We start from the raw sequence: 19,194 nt of genomic DNA, 5'->3' as shown, positions 1-19,194 counted from the left end.
GCGTGTCGTCTCCGGCCCGGCCCGGCTGCGCGGGACGCTTTTAGACTATGCAAACGTCACGCCGCTCCCGTGCGGCTTACACGCGTCTTGTTATCCAATCGAGTCGGACATGGGGGCGTTCGCCCAAGTCTCGTACGCATCCCGTCGGACCTCGTACGGATCTCGTACGGATCTCGTACTGATCCAAGGCGGCCCCCGCCGGAAATCGCCAGGAACGTCGGCGGGGGCCACCGGCGAGGACGCGCGGCTCCCCTTCTCACGCGCCTCGCCCTGCTCCGCCGGGCGTGACGCGGTCCGGGAGCGTGCGGGAAGACCCGCCCCACGGGCCGCGTACGCGGCGGAGGGCCGGAGCCGCGTTGTCGGCGGGCGGCTCCGGCCGTCTCCAGTAGTGCACAGTTCGACCCGGGGGCTCGGGGCCGTGCGGCGCGCAAGGCGCCTCGCGCCAAAAATGGTACGGCACATGCAAATTTTTCCTCAAGGGCCCCTTTCAGCCGGGACGTTGACGGAACTGGCCCCACCGGTGCTCAGCCCTTGCGGACGGGCGGGCAGTAGCCCGTGTCCTCGCCGATGGAGTTGATCTCGGCGTTGGGGCGCGGGTCACCGGCGTAGTTGATCTGGTCCGTGCACTTGACGCCGGGCTTCTTCGGGGTGCCTGCGGGCTTGTCCGACTTCTGCGGGGTGGGGCAGGTGCCGGTCCGCGCGCCGATGGAGTTGATCTCGGCGTTCGACCGGGGGTCACCCGCGTAGTTGATCTGGTCCGTGCACTTGGTGTCGGACTCCTGCTTCTGGACCGGCGGGCAGGTGCCGGTGCGCGCCCCGATCGAGTTGATCTCGGCGTTCGACCGGGGGTCACCCGCGTAGTTGATCTGGTCCGTGCACTTGGTGTCGGACTGGGCGGGCGTCCCGGACGAGGCACCCTTCGAGGCGTCGGACTTCGATGCGCCGGACGTCGACGCGTCGGTCTTCGCGGCGCCGGTGGCCGATGCCGTGTCACTCGCGGACGAGTGCGAACCGGAGGATGTGTTGTCGGTACCCTCGCTGCCGTCGCAGGCCGTCAGGGACAGCCCGAGGGCGACGGCGGTGACGGCCAGTACCGAGATCTTCCGAGTGCGCATGCTGATGTCCTCCGCGAGTACGTGTCGTGCTTTCCGCCTCATCAGACAGCGGTGCGGTGCACGCAGTTGCTCCTTGATCGCGCTCAGGACACGTTCGTGACATGACGGTCGTCGCTCCGTGAACTCTGCTCTACGGTTGTCACGCGGCTCAGCGTGCCGGGCGACAACATGGCGCAGGTCACAGGAACTCCGCCGGGGTCACGGAGAGACAGTCGGTGTGAGGGACTCAGAAGACGATCTGCGCAGACGCGTGCGCGCCGGGGAGCGCGAGGCGTTCGCCGAGCTGTACGAGAGGTGGGCCGCTGCCGTGCATCAGCACGCGCTGTGGCTCACCGGAGACCGGACGACCGCCGAGGACGTCATGTCCGAGACGTTCCTGACCGCGTGGCGGGTGCGGGAGCGCCTCCACGAGGACGGGGGCTCGCTGCGCCCCTGGCTGCTCGGCATCGCCACCCACAAGGCGGAGAACGCCCGCCGCGGCCTGCGCCGCCGCGTGGCGTTCCTGGCCCGCCAGCGCCGCTCCCCCGTGGTCGAGGACTTCGCCGCCGAGGTGGCGGGCCGGGTCGACGACGCGCGCCGGCTGGCCGCCGTCCAGAGCGCGCTCGACCGTCTGCGCCGCCCCGAACGGGAGGTGCTGACGCTGTGCGTATGGTCGGGCCTCGACTACCGCCAGGCCGCCGAGGCGCTCGGTGTGCCCGTCGGCACCGTGCGCTCCCGCCTGTCGCGGGCCCGCGCGAAGCTGGCCCGACTCACCGACGAGGCGCAGGCCGCACGCCAGGATTTTCCGGAACCGCGCACCGCTCGCGGAGAGACGAAGGGTGACGCCGCACTCGCGGCCCTGCCCGTGCGGGAGGAGACGGCATGAGCCAGGACAAGGACCTACGAGCGGACGCCGACGCCGCCGAGATCGCCCGGCTGCTGCCGGCCCCCGAGCGCCACCCCCTCCCGCGCGCGCAGCACCTCCACCACAAGGAACAGCTGATGCGGCACATCGACGCCGAGAACGCCGAGCCCACCCCCGCCACCCCCGCAAGGCGCCTGTGGCGTCCCGCCGTGCTCGCGCCCGTGGCGGCGCTCGCGGCCGGCGGGATCCTCGCGGCGAGCACCCTTCTCGCCTCGGGCGACGACACTCCGGCACCGCACAGGGCACGTCCCGCCGTCGCCCTCCTGACCCAGATCTCCGACGCCGCGGGCAGGAGCGCGGAACTCACCGTCCGCGACGACCAGTTCGCGTACACGCGGGAGAAGTCCCAGGGCGCGGAACTCGCCAGTGGCAAGGCGGTGATGGAGCCGCTGAAGGAGTCCCGGACGTGGCTGGCGCAGGAGCCGGGGCCGCTGAAGAAACTCGGCGTCGTGGAGCGGAACGGCGAGACACTGCCGATCAACGCCGAACTGGGTGACACCAAGGGAACTCCGGAGGGCTTCGGCCGCCCGACGTACCACTGGCTGTCGACCCTGCCCACCGACCCGGACGAGCTGCTCACGTACCTGTACGAGAAGACGCCCAGGTTCGAGGGCCAGGAACGCGACCAGGAGGTGTTCGACCGCATCGGCAGCATGCTCGGCGGTCTTGTGCCGCCCAAGACGGCCGCCGCCCTGTATCGGGCCGCCGCGAAGATCCCCGGAGTGACCAGGGCTCCCGACGCCCATGACGCCATCGGCCGCACCGGCGTCGGCATCGCCCGCGACGACACCGAGTTCCACACCCGTACCGAGTGGGTCTTCGACCGTCAGGACCTGACGTTCCTCGGCTCGCGCAGCTATCTCGTCGAGGACTCCACGTACGGCAAGAAGGGCACGCTCATGTCCGCCACGGCGATCCTGGACCACGCGGTCGTCGACAAGGCGGGCCAGGAACCGTCGAAGACGCGACAGAGCTGACACGAGCTCAATTCCCCCTGCTGCCTCTACGCTTGGCAGGAAACACCGGGACAGGGGGACCCAGGCATGGACACGAACGGCACACGTCGGACGCAGGCCGAGCGGGACGCGATGACCACCGAGATCGGCTTCGCGTTGTTCTCCGCCGCGCTGTACGCGGGCGCCGCCTTCCTCGTCGTCATCCTGCCGGTGCTGTACGGGCTGGTGTCCGGCGGGGTGCGGAGCGGGTTCGTCACGGCGGCGGGAGCGGTCGCGGCCGTCGCGTTCGTGGCGCGGACCGTGGAAGTGCTGTGGCGGTTCGGGCAGCGGACTTCCGGGGCCGACCACCGATGAGTTCGGCGGTCGGCTCCGGTCTCCCCTCATATGACCACTGTGAAAGCCAATGACGTCGCCCTCGGCATCGAGTCGTTCGGTGCCGAGGACGCGCCTCTCATCCTGCTCGCGGGCGGGACGACGATGCTGTCCTGGCCCGACGCGCTGTGCGAGCGGCTCGCTGCGGGCGGGCGCCGGGTCGTGCGATACGACCTGCGCGACAGCGGGGAGTCCACGACCGGGGATCCGGAGGCGCCCGCCTACACGCTCCGCGACCTGGCCGCCGACGCGGCGGCCCTGGTCGAGGCGCTCGGCGGTGGTCCCGCGCACCTGGCGGGGATCGGTGTCGGCGGCATGGTCGCGCAGGTGGCCGCGCTCGACCACCCGGGGGCGTTCTCGGCGCTCACTCTGGTCGGCACCCGCCCCGTCGCGCCCGGCCCGGTCGACGACGACCTTCCCGATCACGACGGGGCGACGATGGGCCGGTTGTTCTCGAGACCGATGCCCGACTGGGCGGACCGCGAGGCGGTCGCGGAGTTCGCGGCGGCCGGCGCGGAGGTCCTGGGCAACGACCCCGTCGCCGCGCGCGCGACCGCGGCACGCGTCTGGGACCGGACACCCGGCACGGACCCTCAGATCCAGATGGCCAACCACCTGGGCATGGTGTTCTCCCGGCTCGACTGCACACCCCGCTGGCGCGAACGCCTCCCCGAGCTCAGCCTCCCCACCCTCGTGGTCCACGGCCGCCACGACCCGTTCTTCCCCGTGGGCAACGGCGAGGCGCTCGCGCGCGACATCCCGGGAGCACGACTGCTCGTCCTCGACGAGGCCTCGACCGCGATCCGCGAGGCGGACGTCGAGGCGATCACCGAATCGATGCTGTCGCTGCGCTAGCTGCTCTGTAGCCTGGCGGCGCCGTCCGTCGGAGGGGGAGCTGACCGTGGAGAACATCCTGTCCGTGGCCATCGGGGCCGTCATCGGCCTCGTCGGGGCGGTGTTCGGTTCGTGGTTCACCGCGCGGCGGCAGGACCGCATGTGGCTTCGCGAGCAGAAGCTCAAGGCCGGCATCAACTTCAGTACGGCCGTGGTTCAGCTCCTGGACCACCTCAAGGACACGCAGCTGGGTGACGACGGCCCCGGGGCCAACGAGTTGGTCAACCGGATGCAGGAAGCGCGTTCCGGCCTCTACCTGCTCTGCGCCGACGACACCGTCGACCTCGCCGCCGCTCTCGCGCGCCGGGTGTGGGCCACGCGGCCCACCGAAGGCAGGGACGACCGCAGGGCCGAGTTCCGGGAGACGTTGGAACTCCTGCGCCGTTTCACTCACCAACTCCGGCAGGAAATCGCCAGGTCCTAGCTCCGCCCGCCGCCGGGCGCCACCGCGTGCTGAACCGCTCACTCGGTACGGATGAAGATCAGTTCGGTGACGTCGGTGTGGCGGGCGGGGGCGAAGCCTTTGTCGGTGCCGATGCGCGCGAACCCGTTGCGTTCCAGCACCCGCACGGATCCGGTGTTGTCCTCGACGACCCGGGCGTGGATCGGCCGGTGCTTCACCTCGGCGAGCAGCGCCGCGACGGCCGCGGTGGCGACTCCCCTGCCCCACCAGTCCTTGCGGATCCAGTAGGTGAGCTCGATGTCCCCCTCCATCGGGAACGTGGCAACGCTCCCGATCACCTCGCCGTTCGCCTCCACGATCCGGTTCACGGTCGCGTTGTCGGCGAGGATCCTGCGGTACTTGCGCGTGAAGGCGTCGACGTCGCGCGCGGCCTCGGGATCGACGAAGGCGGCCAACCGCTGTGCGCCCTCGTCGAGTTGGATCTCGAAGAGGGCGGGGATGTCCGCCTCGGTCAGCGGTCGCAGCGAGATGTCCACGGCCCCGTTGTCACTCATCACGCCTCCACGTCGTACCGGACGCGTCTCGATCCCCGTCGAAATCGCGCAGAGGCCAGCATGCCCCGGGAGCCCGGCCCGCGGGGCACTTTCCGCGAGGCGCCGCCCGCGGCCAGGGTCGGACCATGTCCAGCCCCGGGATGCGCGCGTTCCGGTCAGGAGTGCTGCGGCTGCCACTCGCGTCTGAGGAGCCCGTAGACCCACGAGTCGGACACGTCGCCGTTGACGACGCAGTCCTCGCGGAGGGTTCCCTCTCGTACGAAGCCGAGCTTCTCGAGTACGCGGGCGGAGGCCGCGTTGCGGGTGTCGGCCTCGGCCTGGACGCGGTTCAGGCCGAGGGTGTCGAACGCCCAGCCCAGCAGGGCGCGCGCCGCCTCGGTCGCGTAGCCGTGGCCCCATGCGGACTCCGCGAAGCAGTAGCCGAGCGACGCACTGCGGAAGTCCGGGTTCCAGCTGTTCAGGGTGCACCAGCCGATGAACTCGCCGTCGGAGACACGTTCCGCGGCGAGCCGCGCCCCGGTGCCCTCCTGTTCCATCCGCCGGCAGTTCGCGAGGAACTGGTCGGCGCGTGCGGGGTCGGTCCAGGGTGGTGAGTCCCAGTAGCGCAGGACGTGAGCGTCGCTCTGCAACGCGTAGAGGGCGCTCGCGTCGGCGTCCTCGAAGGCGCGCAGGCGCAGGCGGGCGGTGCGCAGATGGGGTGTGGGAAGCGCCCCCGTCATTCCGATCCCCGTCCCCTCCGTGGTCGGTGACACGATCGCCCCATCAGATCCGGGTCGCGGGCCGTCCGCAACGGGTTTTCGCTCACCGCTGCGCGTCGATGAGGACCTTGCCAGAACGTCCGCCGCTCTCCGCGCTCTTGAGGTACGTGGCCAGTTCGCCGAGGCCGACGCGGGCGCCCACCGTCGTCCGCAGCCGGCCGCGGCGCAGGTGGCCGAAGACGGGGGCGAAGAGGGCGGGGAGGTGGCGGCCGTCGTGCTGTTGGACCGTGTCGCGGAGGCGGAACAGTTCGACGCGGGCACCGTGGCCGTCGAAGCAGCTCGCGGGGAGGGGTGTGCCCGACAGGAGCCCGTAGTGCACGAACACACCCTCGCGCGCCGTCGCCGCGAACACGTCCCCGCCCACATCGCCGCCGACGCAGTCGTACGTCATGTCGGCGCCGCGCGGTCCGAGTGCCGTACGCAGGCGGGCCCGCCAGTCGGGCTCGTTCGTGCGGATCACGGCCCGCCAGTGGGAGAGCTCGGCGACGTCCCGTCCCGGTGTGCCGCGCACGACACCGATCGGTGCGACGCCTCGGTCGGCGAGCAGTTCGGCCAGGTGTCCTCCGATGGCCGAGGTCGCGGCCGTGACGACGACGTTGCGCGCGCCCGGCCGGTGGAAACCGTCGACCATCAGCGTCGCCGTCAGCGGGTTGATGTACGCGAAGCAGGCGACGTCGTCGGGGAGTTCGTCCGGCACCGGGACGCACCACGAGTGGTCGAGCCGCTTGTACTGCTGCCAGTTGCCCGCCGACCCGAGCGGCAGCACCCGCCGCCCCACGGCGTCCTCGGGCACCCCGGGACCGACCGCCTCGACCACCCCGACACCCTCGAACCCGGGAACCATCGGGAAGGTGGTCCGCGACCCGTACGCGCCCGAGACAGTGACCTCGTCGGACGGATTCACGGTGGTCGCCAGCATGCGCACCACGACCTCCCCCGCGCCCGGCACTCCCGGATCGACCACCTCACGGACGGTCAGGACATCGGCGAGCCGACCGGGCGATTCGACAACGGCAGCCCGCACCGCCGGCCTCCCTACCTGTGCACACGTACGAGCCCGCATTCTACGGACGCCGTACCGGGTACCGTCGGCCGCGTGACCTCACTCGACCCCGCCACCCTCGCCGCCCTCCAGCGCGCCCGCTACGTCAGCCTCACCACCTACCGCAAGGACGGCACCCCGCGCGCCACCCCCGTCTGGCACGCCATGGACGGCGAGCGCCTGTACGTGCGCAGCGCCGCCGCGGCGTGGAAGGTCAAGCGCCTGCGCCGCGACGCCCGCGCGGAGGTCGCCGTCTGCGACGTCCGCGGCCGCGTGGCCCCCGACGCCGTACGCGCGTCGGGCACGGGCCGCGTCCTCGACGAGGAGGGCACGAAGAAGGCGGGCGCCCTGCTCCGCCAGAAGTACGCCCTGGCCCGCATCGGCGACTGGTGGTCCGCCCTGTCGGGCCGCCACCGCCGCCATCCGGTGATCGGCATCGAGATCACGTTCTAGGACGTCAGCACCTGCCGCAGCCGTTCGGCGAACTCCTTGGGCTGCCCGATGAAGCCTCCGTGGTCGCCGGGGAACGGAGCCGGTGGCGTGCCCAGACGCTCGGCCAGCGCCGTGGACGTCGCGTGCGTGATCAGGGCGGTCGATGCCTCGCCGACCCCGACGACGACACGGTCCGCCCCGGCCTTCAGCGCGGCGGTGTCGGGGACGTGGCGGACGGTGTCCCGCAGCTCGTGGGCGAAGAAGCGGACGCTGTTGGCGAGGTCCTGCTCCGACGGTTCTCCGGGCGGCCCCGCGGGACCGTCGTCGCCGACGTCGAACCCGGCGTTCGTCATGAATTTCCCCCACGCCGCGCCCACGCCCTCCCGGTGGAAGGTCTCGACGATGTCGTCGGACGCGGCGAGCTGTGCCGCTGCGTCGGGGAGCAGTGTCAGGAGCGGCGGTTCGTGGGCGACGAGCGTGCGCACACGCCCCGGGTGCCGCGCGACGAGCGCGAGACCGGTGACGGCCCCGCCGCTGCTGCCGAACACGTCGGCGGACTCCGCGTTCAGGGCGTCGAGGAGCGCGGCGACGTCGTCGGCCCGCAGCTCGGGCGTGGAGTCCTGTCCGGGGTCGTCGAGGACACTGCCGGAGATGCCGCGCGGGTCGTGGGTGACGACGGTGCGGTCCTCGGCGAGCGCGTCGGCCAGAGGACCGAACGCCGCGGCGTCCATCGGCGATCCCATCAGCAGCAACAGCGGTCCGGAGCCCCGGACTTCGTAGTGCAGCCGCCCGCCGACGACCTGGAGGGTTCGAGTGGTGGTCACGAATGATCCTTCCCCTTGGCGGTCGCCATGATCGCGGCGACCGACTGACACAGGGAGGACTCCGCGCGGACCGAAAGCTCATCGCCGCGCCCGCAACGCCCTTGCTAGTCACGCACGTTGCGGGCCAGCCACGGGCTCAGGGACATGGGTGGGATCAGTTCCTTGTGGGTGGTGTCGGCGGGGAGGGGGACGAGCAGCCACAGGGCGGGTGGGAAGCGTTTGCGGCGGACGTGGGCGAGGCCGCCGTAGACGGAGCGGAGGAAGGCCGGGACGGCGTCGCGGGGGATGTCGTGGAAGTCGACGTTCTCGACCGTGATCCTCGCGTCGTCCTCGGGAAAGATCCGGACGGACACGGACGGTGTGCCGCCGAGGTCGATGTGGGCCTCGTGCGGGAGCGAGCCGTCCGGGTCGAGGACGGTGAACGCGCCGGCCGAAGTGCGGCGGGACGTCTGGTCGGCGCCGATGTCGTCGGTGACGGTCATGTCCAGGCGGTGTTCCGCGGCGATTTCCCGGACGGCCGCCACCGCGGCCTCGGTGGTCGCCAGATGCGGGTACGTCATCGGGGCGTGACTCCGTCCGCGAGTTGGTTGTTGCGGTCGATCTCCGGCATGTGAGTCTCCGCCCACGTACGCAGGGCGGACAGCGGGGCTTCGAGGGAGAGGCCGAGGTCGGTGAGCCGGTAGTGGACGGCGGGCGGCACCGTGGGTTCCACGCGGCGTGCCACCAGTCCGTCGCGGGCCAGGCTCTGGAGGGTGACCGACAGCATCTTCTGCGAGATACCGGGGGCACGGCGCCGCAGTTCGGCGAAGCGGAGTTCGTCCGGGGCCTGCTCCGCGAGCACCTTGACCACCATCGACGTCCACTTCGTGCCGATGCGGTCGAGCAGTTGGCGGGTCGGGCAGAGCGGATCCAGCAGGTCGCCGGTTCTGGACGTGGTCACCTGGAGCTCACCACCTGAAGGGAAAGTGCCGTCTTGGGAGAGACAGCGTAGTTGCCTACGGTGAGGTGGTCACCATTCCTCACCACCCTGTCCCTCCACTCCCCTACTGGAGTTCTCCGTGACTGAGCTGCGTCGTTTCCACGTGAACGGTGTCCGACTCAACGTCGCCCTCGCCGGGTCGGGGCCGCCCGTCCTCCTGCTGCACGGCTTTCCGCACACCTGGGAGCTGTGGACCGATGTCATCGCCGGGCTCTCCGACCGTCATCTCGTCATCGCACCCGATCTGCGCGGGTTCGGCGCGAGCGGCCGGGCGGCGGACGGGTACGACGCGGGCACCCTCGCCGAGGACGCGGAGGCCCTCCTCGCCGCACTTGATGTGTCGTCGGCCGCGGTCGTGGGGATCGACGCCGGTGCCCCGCCGGCGTTTCTGCTCGCTCTGCGGCGGCCGGATCTCGTACGTCGGCTCGTCGTCATGGAGTCCCTGCTGGGGCAACTGCCGGGCGCCGAGGAGTTCCTGGCGGGCGGGCCGCCGTGGTGGTTCGGGTTCCATGCCGCCGCGCACGGCCTCGCCGAGACCGTGATCGAGGGGCACGAGCCCGAGTACGTCGACTGGTTCCTGCACGCGGGCACGCTGGGCGACGGGGTGCGCCCCGCCATCCGCGACGCCTTCGTCCGCGCGTACACCGGCCGCGAGGCCTTGCGCCACGCCTTCGCGTACTACCGGGCGCTGCCGGAGAGCGCCGCGCAGATCGACGCGGCGGTCGCGAGGACCCGGCTCACCGTGCCCACGCTGGCGGTGGGCGCCCAGCCCGTCGGCACCGCGCTCGAGCGGCAGCTCCGCCCGGTCGCCGACGACCTCACCGCCCACCTCATCGAGGACTGCGGCCACATCGTGCCGCTGCACCGCCCTGCCGCGTTGCTCGCTCTACTGCGTCCGTTCCTGGGCGGTGAGGTCCCGCAGGCGGCGTGACACCCTCACGCCCGTTCGCTCACCTCGATCGCCGCCACGGGACACACGCTCGCGGCCTCCGCGGCACCCGCTCACGTCAGAACAGCCGAATCAATCAAGCGGATGGCTCGATTCCATCGTGAAGAGTCCGGAACGAAGAGGTGGTTCCGGTGACCGGGCGTGGACGGGACGGGATACTCGCCGCCATGAACTCCGGCCCCGCTCCCGTACCTCCCGGCACCCCGGTGGACATCCGGCACTCCGGTCACGCGCATCTCGTGGTCGTCCACCCGCCGTTCTCCGCCCCGCTCATGCCACGCGACCGGCCGGTGGCCACCGCCCACGACGCCGAGGCGGCGCGGGCGGCGGTCCTGTCGCTCTCCACGGTCGCGTCGGTGCGCCGCGAGGACGCCCCGGCCCGGCTCTCGCATCCGGGGAGCCCCACCGTGCGGGAACACCTCGACGAGGTGAGCGTGGCCGTGTGGGGCTCCACGGTGAAGATCACCGACCCGGCCCTCGTCGAGGACGGTCTCGGCGGGGCCCTGGACATGGAGTTCGATGCGCTGCGGAAGCGGTTCCCCGACGCGCGGATCGTCGCCGTCTGCGAGCGGGATTTCGGCGCCTCGTACATGAAGGTGCTCGCGGCGCTGCCGGGCGCCCCGGATCTGCTGATCGAGGGCTTCGACGAGTTGGAGACCGTCGGCGACCCGCGCGCCACGCTGGCCGCGGCGGGCGTCGGTCCCGGAGCGGCCTGCGCGGCGTACTTCAATGACGACGAGGACGGGGACGAGGACGGCGGTGGGATCGCGGATTTCCACGCGTTCCTCCACACCCTCACCGGCGGCGCCCTGAGCGTGTACGTGCACGAGCAGCGCCGCGAGTCGACGTTCCTGGTCGAGCGGACCGAACACGGCAGGGACAACATCGACGACGTCTGGTTCCCGTAGCCGTGCCCCGCCCCCCCTAGGCGTCGAGCCGTGGGGCGCGGATGGCGTCGATGGTGCGGGTCCAGTTCTCCTTTCCGTGGCCGGCCGCGATCGCACGGTGGTACTGCGCCCGCACCGCGTGCGGCAGTGCCGGGTCGAGGCCCGCCGCGGCCGTCGCGACGGCGATGTGGTCGGCGGTCGCGCCCATCATCGTCACCGTGCTGAGGTCGCCGGGGTGTTCGCCCGCGTCGATCTGGGTGCCGATGTCCGCGCCGGCCCGGAGCATGGCCGGGATGCCCGCCAGCGTCGACATCAACTCCCCCACCGCGTCCTTCGCGGTGATGCCCGCGGAGCCGAGCAGCGCCGTGCCGTGGAGCAGTGCGGACAGACTGGTCAGGAAGACGTCGAGGTGGGCCAGGTACATGAGTGGGGCGAGGCCCGGGTCGTCACCGAGGTGGCGGGGTGCGCCGATGCGGGCAAGGGTCGCGCGGTGCGCCGCGAAGATCTCGGTCGGGCCGCTGTAGTAGACGTACGCCTCCTCCGTGCCGACCATCGGCGCGGGTGTCATCACGCCGCCCGTCAGGAACGTCGCGCCGTGCGAGGCCGCCCACGTCGCGGCCTCGCGGGCGCGGTCGGGGGTGTCCGAGCTGAGGTTGACGAGCGTCCGCCCCGAGAGGGCTTCGGTCGCGGTGCCGAGGATGTCGTACATCGCCGCGTAGTCGGTGAGGCTGAGGACGACCAGGTCGCTCGCGGCGACCGCGTCGGCGGGCGTGGCGGCGAGGGTGGCTCCGTCGGCAACGACACCCTCGGCGCGGGCGGCGGTGCGGTTCCAGACGGTGACCGGGTGGCCGGCCGCGAGCAGCGCCCTGACCATGGCCTGCCCCATGGGGCCGAGGCCGATGAGGGTGACGGGTGTGGCACTCATGCGGCGTTCCCTTCCTCCGCGCGGGCCGCGCGGAGCGTCTCGTAGATCCGGGCGAGGCCGTCGGAGCCGTGCCCGGCGGCGATCTGCCGGGCGATCCGCTCCTGGACGGCGGCGATCGGGCCCGCGTCGACGCCCTGTTCCTCGCTGGCGCGCACGAGGGGGGTGAGGTCGGAGAAGTCGAGGCTCTGCTGTCCTGGCACCGTGTAGTCGCCGCCGTCGACCACCTTCGCGTAGCCGGCGAGCTCCTGGGTCATGGCGGCGAGGAACGGCGCCTGCCGCGCCGCGAACCCGGCCGCGCTCATGCCCGTCGTGGCGACCATCGCGGCGCCGTGCAGGAAGCCCACGAACATCTGGTACATCCCCGACAGCATCGCGAGGTCCACGAGGGCCGCCTGCCCGGCGTCCGCGCCGTGGTACTCGGGGGCGGCCCAGAGGTCGAGCGTCGGCCGCAGGGCGTCGTACACGGCCCGTGATCCGCTGTAGAAGATCTGCCCGTCGCCGGAGCCGATCATGGCGGGCACGGCCATCACGGCGCCGTCGAGGTAGTCGATGCCGTGGTCGGCCGCCCAGGCGGCGAGTCGGCGGGACTCGTTCGGCGTCGTGGTCGTGAGGTTGAGCAGGGTGCGGCCGCGGAGCGCGTCGGCGACCGGGTCGAGGGTCTCGCGGACCGAGGGGTACTTGAGGAGGCAGGCGACGACGACCGGGCTCGCGATCACGGCCTCGCGCACGGACCCGGCGGCGCGGGCACCGCGGGCGACGGACTCCGCGGCTCGTTCCGGGGTGCGGTTCCAGACGGTCACGGAACGTCCGGCGTCGAGCAGCGCGGTGGTCAGCGCGCTGCCCATGGCGCCGAGGCCGAGCAGGGTGAGGTCGGTCAACTGGGCTGGGTTCGTGGTGTGTTCAGGCACGACGACCATGCTGGGCGACCGTGTACCGTCTCGGAAGTACCCACTATTTACTGCGGTACTTACCTTTTGGTGCGTGAGGAGATCCCATGGCGAAGGCGCCCCGCAACGGCCCGTACATCTGCGGCATCGACGCCGCGCTCGACGTCGTCAGCGGCAAGTGGAAGGGCCTGGTGCTGTGGGAGCTGCACACCCACGGCGTCCGACGCTTCGCGGAACTGCGCCGCGCGCTGCCGGGCGTCAGCGAGAAGATGCTGACCCAGCACCTGCGCCAGATGGAGGAGGACGGCCTCGTGCACCGCGAGGTGTACGCGGAGGTGCCACCAAGGGTCGAGTACTCCCTGACGGAGTCGGGCACGGCCCTCAACGAGGCGCTGCGGCCGCTGGGCGAGTGGGGCAGGACCCGGATCCGCGAGCAGGGCCTGACCGTCGTCCCGGAGACCGGCCTGGCTGTTGCCCCGGAGACCGGCGCGGCAGCGTGGTAGCTTTCGTATACAAGTTGTATGCGATTCCACGGGAGCTCAGATGGGGACGTCCGGTCGGGAGAAGGCGTACGCCTACCTCAAGGGGACGGTGCTCACCGACCCGGAGATGCAGGGCGAGTTCCTCTCCGAGCAGGAGATCGCGGACCGCATCGGCGTCTCCCGCACCCCCATCCGCGAGGCACTGCTGCTGCTCGCCGCCGAGGATCTGGTCGAGATGGTGCCGCGGCGCGGCGCGCGGGTCTCGCGGCTCACCGGGCGGCAGATCACCGAGCTGATGGAGCTGCGCGGCATGGTGGAGCGGTATGCGGCGGAGCAGGTCATCAAGGCCGACAAAGTGCCGCTCGACGAGCTGGCCGAACTCCTGGAGCGCCAGCGCGGGCTGAGCGGGCCCGACGACGCCAAGGAGTTCATCGACATCGACCACCGCTTCCACGCCACGATCGTCTCGGCCGTCGGCAACGGGCTGCTGGACCGCCACTACGACGGGCTGCGCAGCCGCCAAGTACGGGCGGGCGTCGTCGCGTTGTACAACCAGAGCGGCCGTCAGCAGGCGGTCATCGACGAGCACCGCAAGATCCTGGACGCGCTCGCAGACGGTGACGCGGAGGCGGTCACCGCAGCGATCGACAGTCACCTGGAGTCGACGCTGCGGGTACTGCTCGCCGGGTGACCCGGCGCATGAAGTGAGGGGCCGGACCGGGGAGTTCCCGGCCCGGCCCCGTCGTCGTACGACTGTGTACGGCTACGGGTGGGTGATCGCCGAGCCGTCGCGGCCGAGGCGCCGGTTGGCCAGGACGGAGATCTTCCCCCGGACGCGTTCGAGCTCGTCGACGTCCAACTCGGCGACGATCAGGCCGGGTTCGGCGCCCAGGCTCTCGCGGACCGTGCCGTCGGGGCCGACCAGCATGCTGTGTCCGACGCCGGTCGGCGCCGTGCCCTTGGTCTCGATGCCGCTCGCGGCCGGGTCGGCCTGGTCCACCGCCGCGACCCACACGGTGGCGTCGAGGGCCCGTGCCCGTACGAGGAGTTCCCACTGGTCGACCTTGCCGGGGCCCGCGCCCCAGGACGCGGGGAGCAGGGTGGCGACGGCACCCGCGTCGGCGTGCGCCCGGAACAGTTCGGGGAAGCGCACGTCGTAGCAGGTGGCGAGGCCGAGCCGGACGCCGTCCACGTCGATGGTGACCACGCGGGTGCCGGGCGCGACGTTGTCGGACTCCGCGAAGCCGAAGGCGTCGTAGAGGTGGATCTTGTCGTACGTGTCCTCGACGCCGGGACCCGTCGCGAGCAGCGTGTTGGTGACACGCCCGTCGTCGGCGGGGGTGAACATGCCCGCCACGACCACGATGCCGGCGTCCGCGGCGATGGCCCGCAGCCGGTTCGCCCAGGGCCCGTCAAGCGGTTCGGCGAGCGGGCCGAGGCGGGTGCCGAAGCAGGCCATCGCGGCTTCGGGCAGCACGACGACGCGGGCGCCCGCGTCGGCCGCGCGCCGGGCCTGCTCCTCGATGAGGTCGAGGTTCTTGGCCGGGTCGGGTCCTGTGGTGAGCTGGCTCAGGGCGATGAGCATGAAGGGTCCCTCCTGGTGAAGCGGTACGACTGAAAGACTGACGGATCAGGCGGTCGCCTGCGCGACCAGCTCGGCGTCCTCGTCGGTCGCGGCCCCCGCGTCGCGGCCCAGCAGCAGCCCGGTGACGGTCACGGCGGCGGTGACGGCGACGTACACCGCGAGCGGCACCCAGCTGTGGAACGAGCCGAGCAGCGCCGTGAACAGCAGCGGGGCGATGGCGCCGCCGATGAGTCCGGCGAGGGTGTACGCGAGCGAGGAGCCGGTGGAGCGAAGGCGCGGCGAGAACTGTTCGGCGACGAACGCCGCCTGCGGCCCGTACATCAGCGAGTGCAGGACGAGCGCGACGATCACGCCGAGGGTGAGCAGGCCCCACGAGCCGCCGTCGACCATGCCGAAGAAGACGAACGGCCACACGCCGGCGCCGACCGCCGAACAGCCGTAGAGGAGACGGCGGTTGACCCGGTCGGACAGGGCGCCCGCGAGCGGGATCAGGACGATCTGGAGCGAGGACCCGATGAGGACGGCGGTCAGGGCCGAGCCGCGGGACATGTCGAGCTCGTCGGTGGCGTAGGTCAGCACGAACACGGTGAACAGGGCGTACAGCACGTCCGGGGCGACGCGGGAGAGGATCGCGGCGGCGAGGGCGCGGGGCTGGCGGGTGAGGACCTCGCGCACGGGCGCCTCGGGGCGGGCCTGCTCGGCCTCCATGGCCTGGAAGACGGGGGTCTCCTCCAGCTTGGCGCGGATCCACAGGCCGAAGCCGACGAGGACGCCGGAGATCAGGAAGGCGACGCGCCAGCCCCAGGAGAGGAACTGGTCCTCGGTGAGCAGGGCGCCGAGCGCGGCGAGCACGCCGTTGGCGAGGAGGTTTCCGGCGGGCGGTCCGACCTGTGCGGCGGAGGCGAAGAACCCGCGCTTCTTCGGGTCGCCGAACTCGCTGGAGAGCAGCACGGCGCCGCCCCACTCGCCGCCGACGCCGACGCCCTGGGCGAAGCGCAGCACGACGAGCGCGATGGGCGCGGCGGCTCCGATGCTGCTGTGGGTGGGCAGCAGGCCGATGAGGAACGTCGCGGCGCCGATCAGGACGAGCGTCGCGATCAGTACCTTCTTGCGGCCGATGACGTCGCCGAGGCGGCCGAAGACGATGCCGCCGAGCGGGCGCGACACGTATCCGACGGCGTACGTGGAGAAGGCCAGGAGGGTGCCGGTGAGCGGGTCCTCGGAGGGGAAGAACAGGTCGCCGAAGACGAGGGCCGACGCCGCCGAGTAGACGGCGAAGTCGTACCACTCCAGGGCGGTGCCGGTCAGGCTGGCGAAGAAGGCGCGGACGAGACCGGAGCGGTTCGGGGTGACGACCGGTGCGGCGGCCGGGCCGCGCGGGGAGTCTTGCAGCATTTCGGTCCTCGGTTCGGGGGACTTCGACGGTCGGGGGGCGGTCATCGACGTTCGGGGGGACATCGACCTTCCGGCATACTTCTTGTATACAGGTCGTATGCGCAAGCCCCGAACGGGAAGTTAACCGCTTCGCAACCGTCCGCCCTGCCCTCACCCCTGGAGATTCCCATGACGCTGCTCACCTTCGAACTGCCCGACGGCTCCACCCGCGACGTGGAGGTCGCCCAGGTCCTGAACGCCGGCTACGCCGGTCGCAGCCAGGACGACGTCGCCGCGCACGTCGCCGAGCTCGCCGAACTCGGTGTGCCCGCGCCGACCACGACCCCCGCCCTCTACCCGATTTCCCCGTACCTGGCGCAGCAGACCGACCGGGTCGCCGTCCAGCACGGCCGCACCTCCGGCGAGGCGGAGTGGGCGCTCGTGGTGGCGGCCGACGGCGAGCTGCTGCTCACGGCGGCGTGCGACCACACGGACCGCGAGCTCGAGGTGCACGGCGTGGCCTGGAGCAAGAACGCGAGCCCCGACGTCCTGGCCCGCCGCGCCTGGCGCCTCGCGGACGTGCAGGACCACCTGGACGACATCACGCTGCGCGCGTGGGTGACGGTGCGGGGCGAGGAGTCCCTGATCCAGGACGGCACCCTCGCGGAACTCCTCACGCCCGCGTACTGGGCGGACGTCCTGCGCGAGCGCGGCGAGCTGCTCCCCGGCACGGTCCTGATCTCCGGCACGATCCCGATGGCCGAGGGCGTGGACCAGTTCGGCGAGGCGTGGCGGGTGGAGCTCGCGGACCCGTCGACCGGCGACACCATCGACCTGTCGTACGCGGTGCGGGCGCTGCCGGTGCCGATCGGCTGAGCGTTCCGGAAACGGGCGTGGCGGCCGGCTCCACGGTGTGCGGGGCCGGCCGCCGGGGCGTGCTCAGACGACGCGTTCGCTCTCCGCCATCGCCGTCGCGACCGGGTCGGGGCCGTGCCGCCCGTCGAACCCCTCGTAGGCGTTCTCGATCTCCCGGTGCACCCGGGTCACGAACGGGCCCCACTCGCGGTGGGTGACCACCAGGAACTGCCCCTCCCGCACGGCCTCGACCGCCTGCTCACCGACGCGGTCGGGGTCGGCTCCCCGGGAGAGCAGGGCGCTGTTCCGCTCGGCCGCTTCCCTGTCCATCTGCCGTCCGAGCAGCTTCGCCTCGGCCTCGCCCGCGTGGAAGTTGATCGCCGTGGCGACCGAGCCCGGGACGAGCAGCGAGACACCCACGTCCGTGCCGCGGAGCTCTTCGCGCAGCACCATCGAGAACCCCGCGCTCGCGAACTTCGACGAGGCGTACGCGGCCACCCCCGCCATCGGCACCAGGCCCGCGACGGACGACGTGTTCAGGATGTGGGTGCGGCCGCCGCGGCTCTGGAACCGGGGCAGGAAGGCCGCCACCGCGGCGAACTGCGCGTCGAGGTTCACGCCGTGCACCCAGCGCCACACTTCGAGCGGCGTCCTGTCGGCCGTTCCGCCCCCGTTGACACCCGCGACGTTGCACAGCACGGACACGGGGCCGAGTGCCTCCTCCACCCGGTCGGCCAGCTCCTCCCAGCGGTCGGTCTCGGCGATGTCGAACGGCACGGCCAGCACGGTGCCACCGGCGGCCCGCAGGGACGTCTCGGCTTCCTGGAGCCGTGCCGCGTCGATGTCGACGAGCGCGACCCTCGCGCCCACGGCGACCAGCGCCTTGGCGATGCCGAAGCCGATACCGGACGCCGCGCCGGTGACGAGTGCCGTGTGTCCTGTCGGCCAGCTCATGTGCCCTCCAGTGGAGTGTCGGGAGCGGCTACGCGGTCCCGGAGCCGCTCGGGGGAATCGGGTCGGCGAGGCGGAGCAGGAGGGCCGCGGCGATGTAGCGCATGCGGCCCGTGTTCGTGCGCGGGTCGTAGCCCAGGGTGTGGGTCAGGGAGTCGTGGCGGGCCTGGACCGTGGAGTGGTGCATGCCCAGGTCGGCGGCGGCGGAACGGATGCTGTCGGCCTCCACGAGGGTGCGCAGGACCTCGGCCGCCCGCTGGTCGAGGGCGGCGAGGGCGCGCACGTCGTCGTGCGGGTCCCGCGGGTCGTAGGCCTGGGCGAGCAGGAGCATCGCGCCGAGGTCCGTCGCGTCGACGACGGGTGTCGCGGCGTCGGTCAGGCGCAGTGCGACGATCGCCGCGTCCCACGACTCGGGCGCGCGGTCGGCCCGCACCCAGGTGCCCAGACCGACCGGCTCCGGCGGCGTGAGGTTTCCTGAGACGTCGAGGGTGGCGCGCAGCAGCCCGTAGCGGGTCGGCACGATCGCGGAGGGCCGGCCCGTCTCGGCGGTGTCCGCGAGGGTCGCCAGGATCCGCACGGGCGTCGCCGGTTCGAGCCGCCGCTCGGCGAGGAGGGTCACGCGCTCGGACAGCGGGCGTTCGGCGTCGATGACACCGTCGAAGCCGCCCTCGGGACGGCGCCGCGCCTCGATCAACTCGACGCCGAGCGCGAGCCGTTCCACGATCATCTCGTCGTTGGGTCCCGGCTCGCCCTCCCGCTCGAGCCACACGGTCCAGGCGTCTCCGGACCTCCGTACGGAGCGCAGGGGCTCGTCCGCCGCGCCGGAGTGCAGATGCCCTTCGGGATCGCGGCGGGTCGTCCGGCCCCGCAGCTCGGCCCCCGCGACCGTCCCGGACAGGACGGCGGCGCCGCGCAGCAGACCGTCGAGGCCCGCGCCCCTGGTGAGCAGGACATCGAAGTACGACACGATCCGCAGCGTCTCGCTCGCCTGCGGGTCGAGTGAGTTCAGCCGTCCGACCAACTGGTGCACGTGCGCTCCTTCATGCCTGCCGCGGGTTCCCGGGCT

The 19,194-nt window shown here is 72.0% G+C and carries 24 protein-coding genes; 11 read left to right on the top strand and 13 right to left on the bottom strand.

Features of this window, described 5'->3' with window-relative positions:
• Positions 1 to 524: 524 nt before the first annotated feature.
• The gene (locus ACTWJ8_RS35665) at positions 525 to 1,115 is read right to left on the bottom strand and encodes a hypothetical protein (RefSeq protein WP_443261640.1); all 591 of its coding nucleotides are present in this window, start codon (positions 1,113 to 1,115) and stop codon (positions 525 to 527) included.
• A 238-nt stretch (positions 1,116 to 1,353) separates the two neighbouring features.
• Between ACTWJ8_RS35665 and ACTWJ8_RS35660 the strand changes: the two genes are divergently transcribed.
• The 5 genes from ACTWJ8_RS35660 to ACTWJ8_RS35640 all read left to right on the top strand — a co-directional run bounded on the left by ACTWJ8_RS35660 (position 1,354) and on the right by ACTWJ8_RS35640 (position 4,665).
• Positions 1,354 to 1,980 carry an RNA polymerase sigma factor gene (locus ACTWJ8_RS35660; protein WP_443265096.1) on the top strand — a complete coding sequence of 209 codons (627 nt, stop codon included), beginning with the start codon at positions 1,354 to 1,356 and terminating at the stop codon, positions 1,978 to 1,980.
• Positions 1,977 to 2,996, top strand: coding sequence for a CU044_5270 family protein (locus ACTWJ8_RS35655; protein WP_443261639.1), 1,020 nt, complete (start codon positions 1,977 to 1,979; stop codon positions 2,994 to 2,996). Before ACTWJ8_RS35660 ends, ACTWJ8_RS35655 begins: the two co-directional genes overlap by 4 nt.
• A 66-nt stretch (positions 2,997 to 3,062) precedes the next feature.
• On the top strand, positions 3,063 to 3,329 hold the full coding sequence (locus ACTWJ8_RS35650) for a DUF6332 family protein (protein WP_443261638.1): 267 nt from the start codon (positions 3,063 to 3,065) through the stop codon (positions 3,327 to 3,329).
• A 30-nt stretch (positions 3,330 to 3,359) separates the two neighbouring features.
• A complete protein-coding gene (locus tag ACTWJ8_RS35645) occupies positions 3,360 to 4,202 on the top strand; it encodes an alpha/beta fold hydrolase (RefSeq protein WP_443261637.1) in 843 nt (280 codons plus the stop codon).
• A gap of 46 nt (positions 4,203 to 4,248) precedes the next feature.
• Positions 4,249 to 4,665, top strand: coding sequence for a hypothetical protein (locus ACTWJ8_RS35640; RefSeq protein ID WP_443261636.1), 417 nt, complete (start codon positions 4,249 to 4,251; stop codon positions 4,663 to 4,665).
• 38 nt (positions 4,666 to 4,703) lie between these two features.
• Here the strand turns inward: ACTWJ8_RS35640 and ACTWJ8_RS35635 are convergent, their stop codons facing one another.
• The 3 genes from ACTWJ8_RS35635 to ACTWJ8_RS35625 all read right to left on the bottom strand — a co-directional run bounded on the left by ACTWJ8_RS35635 (position 4,704) and on the right by ACTWJ8_RS35625 (position 6,980).
• Positions 4,704 to 5,198: a GNAT family N-acetyltransferase gene (locus ACTWJ8_RS35635; RefSeq protein ID WP_443261635.1), complete on the bottom strand. Its 495-nt coding sequence runs from the start codon at positions 5,196 to 5,198 to the stop codon at positions 4,704 to 4,706.
• 155 nt (positions 5,199 to 5,353) lie between these two features.
• Entirely contained in the window at positions 5,354 to 5,917 is a 564-nt protein-coding gene (locus ACTWJ8_RS35630; protein WP_443265094.1) for a GNAT family N-acetyltransferase, read from the bottom strand.
• Positions 5,918 to 5,999: 82 nt separating this feature from the next.
• Positions 6,000 to 6,980, bottom strand: coding sequence for a zinc-dependent alcohol dehydrogenase family protein (locus ACTWJ8_RS35625; protein ID WP_443261634.1), 981 nt, complete (start codon positions 6,978 to 6,980; stop codon positions 6,000 to 6,002).
• A gap of 72 nt (positions 6,981 to 7,052) precedes the next feature.
• Between ACTWJ8_RS35625 and ACTWJ8_RS35620 the strand changes: the two genes are divergently transcribed.
• Positions 7,053 to 7,451, top strand: coding sequence for a PPOX class F420-dependent oxidoreductase (locus ACTWJ8_RS35620; RefSeq protein ID WP_356373142.1), 399 nt, complete (start codon positions 7,053 to 7,055; stop codon positions 7,449 to 7,451).
• Here ACTWJ8_RS35620 and ACTWJ8_RS35615 read toward each other — a convergent pair.
• The 3 genes from ACTWJ8_RS35615 to ACTWJ8_RS35605 all read right to left on the bottom strand — a co-directional run bounded on the left by ACTWJ8_RS35615 (position 7,448) and on the right by ACTWJ8_RS35605 (position 9,194).
• Positions 7,448 to 8,254 (bottom strand): alpha/beta fold hydrolase, encoded by an 807-nt coding sequence (locus tag ACTWJ8_RS35615; RefSeq protein ID WP_443261633.1) that lies wholly within the window; start codon positions 8,252 to 8,254, stop codon positions 7,448 to 7,450. The two genes, ACTWJ8_RS35620 and ACTWJ8_RS35615, sit on opposite strands and share 4 nt — an antisense overlap.
• Before the next feature lie 104 nt (positions 8,255 to 8,358).
• On the bottom strand, positions 8,359 to 8,814 hold the full coding sequence (locus tag ACTWJ8_RS35610) for a hypothetical protein (protein WP_443261632.1): 456 nt from the start codon (positions 8,812 to 8,814) through the stop codon (positions 8,359 to 8,361).
• On the bottom strand, positions 8,811 to 9,194 hold the full coding sequence (locus ACTWJ8_RS35605; protein ID WP_443261631.1) for a winged helix-turn-helix transcriptional regulator: 384 nt from the start codon (positions 9,192 to 9,194) through the stop codon (positions 8,811 to 8,813). The genes ACTWJ8_RS35610 and ACTWJ8_RS35605 overlap by 4 nt, the downstream gene beginning before the upstream one ends.
• A 118-nt stretch (positions 9,195 to 9,312) precedes the next feature.
• Here ACTWJ8_RS35605 and ACTWJ8_RS35600 point away from each other — a divergent pair, with 118 nt between their 5' ends.
• Positions 9,313 to 10,164 carry an alpha/beta fold hydrolase gene (locus ACTWJ8_RS35600; RefSeq protein ID WP_443261629.1) on the top strand — a complete coding sequence of 284 codons (852 nt, stop codon included), beginning with the start codon at positions 9,313 to 9,315 and terminating at the stop codon, positions 10,162 to 10,164.
• 149 nt (positions 10,165 to 10,313) lie between these two features.
• Positions 10,314 to 11,090 (top strand): DUF6333 family protein, encoded by a 777-nt coding sequence (locus ACTWJ8_RS35595; RefSeq protein ID WP_443261628.1) that lies wholly within the window; start codon positions 10,314 to 10,316, stop codon positions 11,088 to 11,090.
• Positions 11,091 to 11,106: 16 nt separating this feature from the next.
• On the opposite strand, the gene ACTWJ8_RS35590 is transcribed toward ACTWJ8_RS35595, so the two are convergent.
• Positions 11,107 to 11,994 carry an NAD(P)-dependent oxidoreductase gene (locus ACTWJ8_RS35590; protein ID WP_443261627.1) on the bottom strand — a complete coding sequence of 296 codons (888 nt, stop codon included), beginning with the start codon at positions 11,992 to 11,994 and terminating at the stop codon, positions 11,107 to 11,109.
• Positions 11,991 to 12,902 (bottom strand): NAD(P)-dependent oxidoreductase, encoded by a 912-nt coding sequence (locus ACTWJ8_RS35585; protein ID WP_443261626.1) that lies wholly within the window; start codon positions 12,900 to 12,902, stop codon positions 11,991 to 11,993. Before ACTWJ8_RS35585 ends, ACTWJ8_RS35590 begins: the two co-directional genes overlap by 4 nt.
• Positions 12,903 to 12,988: 86 nt before the next feature.
• On the opposite strand from ACTWJ8_RS35585, the gene ACTWJ8_RS35580 reads away from it, so the two are divergent.
• Positions 12,989 to 13,384 carry a winged helix-turn-helix transcriptional regulator gene (locus tag ACTWJ8_RS35580; RefSeq protein WP_443261625.1) on the top strand — a complete coding sequence of 132 codons (396 nt, stop codon included), beginning with the start codon at positions 12,989 to 12,991 and terminating at the stop codon, positions 13,382 to 13,384.
• 40 nt (positions 13,385 to 13,424) lie between these two features.
• The gene (locus ACTWJ8_RS35575; protein ID WP_443261624.1) at positions 13,425 to 14,054 is read left to right on the top strand and encodes a GntR family transcriptional regulator; all 630 of its coding nucleotides are present in this window, start codon (positions 13,425 to 13,427) and stop codon (positions 14,052 to 14,054) included.
• Positions 14,055 to 14,126: 72 nt separating this feature from the next.
• Here ACTWJ8_RS35575 and ACTWJ8_RS35570 read toward each other — a convergent pair whose 3' ends face one another.
• Positions 14,127 to 14,948, bottom strand: coding sequence for a carbon-nitrogen hydrolase family protein (locus ACTWJ8_RS35570; protein ID WP_443261623.1), 822 nt, complete (start codon positions 14,946 to 14,948; stop codon positions 14,127 to 14,129).
• Positions 14,949 to 14,993: 45 nt separating this feature from the next.
• On the bottom strand, positions 14,994 to 16,343 hold the full coding sequence (locus ACTWJ8_RS35565) for an MFS transporter (RefSeq protein ID WP_356373153.1): 1,350 nt from the start codon (positions 16,341 to 16,343) through the stop codon (positions 14,994 to 14,996).
• Positions 16,344 to 16,511: 168 nt separating this feature from the next.
• Here ACTWJ8_RS35565 and ACTWJ8_RS35560 point away from each other — a divergent pair, with 168 nt between their 5' ends.
• Positions 16,512 to 17,198 carry a DUF2848 domain-containing protein gene (locus ACTWJ8_RS35560; protein ID WP_356373154.1) on the top strand — a complete coding sequence of 229 codons (687 nt, stop codon included), beginning with the start codon at positions 16,512 to 16,514 and terminating at the stop codon, positions 17,196 to 17,198.
• A gap of 63 nt (positions 17,199 to 17,261) precedes the next feature.
• Here ACTWJ8_RS35560 and ACTWJ8_RS35555 read toward each other — a convergent pair whose 3' ends face one another.
• Positions 17,262 to 18,131 (bottom strand): SDR family NAD(P)-dependent oxidoreductase, encoded by an 870-nt coding sequence (locus ACTWJ8_RS35555; protein WP_443261622.1) that lies wholly within the window; start codon positions 18,129 to 18,131, stop codon positions 17,262 to 17,264.
• 28 nt (positions 18,132 to 18,159) lie between these two features.
• A complete protein-coding gene (locus ACTWJ8_RS35550) occupies positions 18,160 to 19,158 on the bottom strand; it encodes a hypothetical protein (protein ID WP_443261620.1) in 999 nt (332 codons plus the stop codon).
• Positions 19,159 to 19,194 lie beyond the last annotated feature (36 nt).

The sequence above is a fragment of the Streptomyces sp. SDT5-1 genome (assembly GCF_052245995.1).
Lineage (GTDB): Bacteria > Actinomycetota > Actinomycetes > Streptomycetales > Streptomycetaceae > Streptomyces.
Note: the sequence above shows the minus strand (reverse complement) of the source record. Positions and strands in the feature narration are given on the sequence as shown.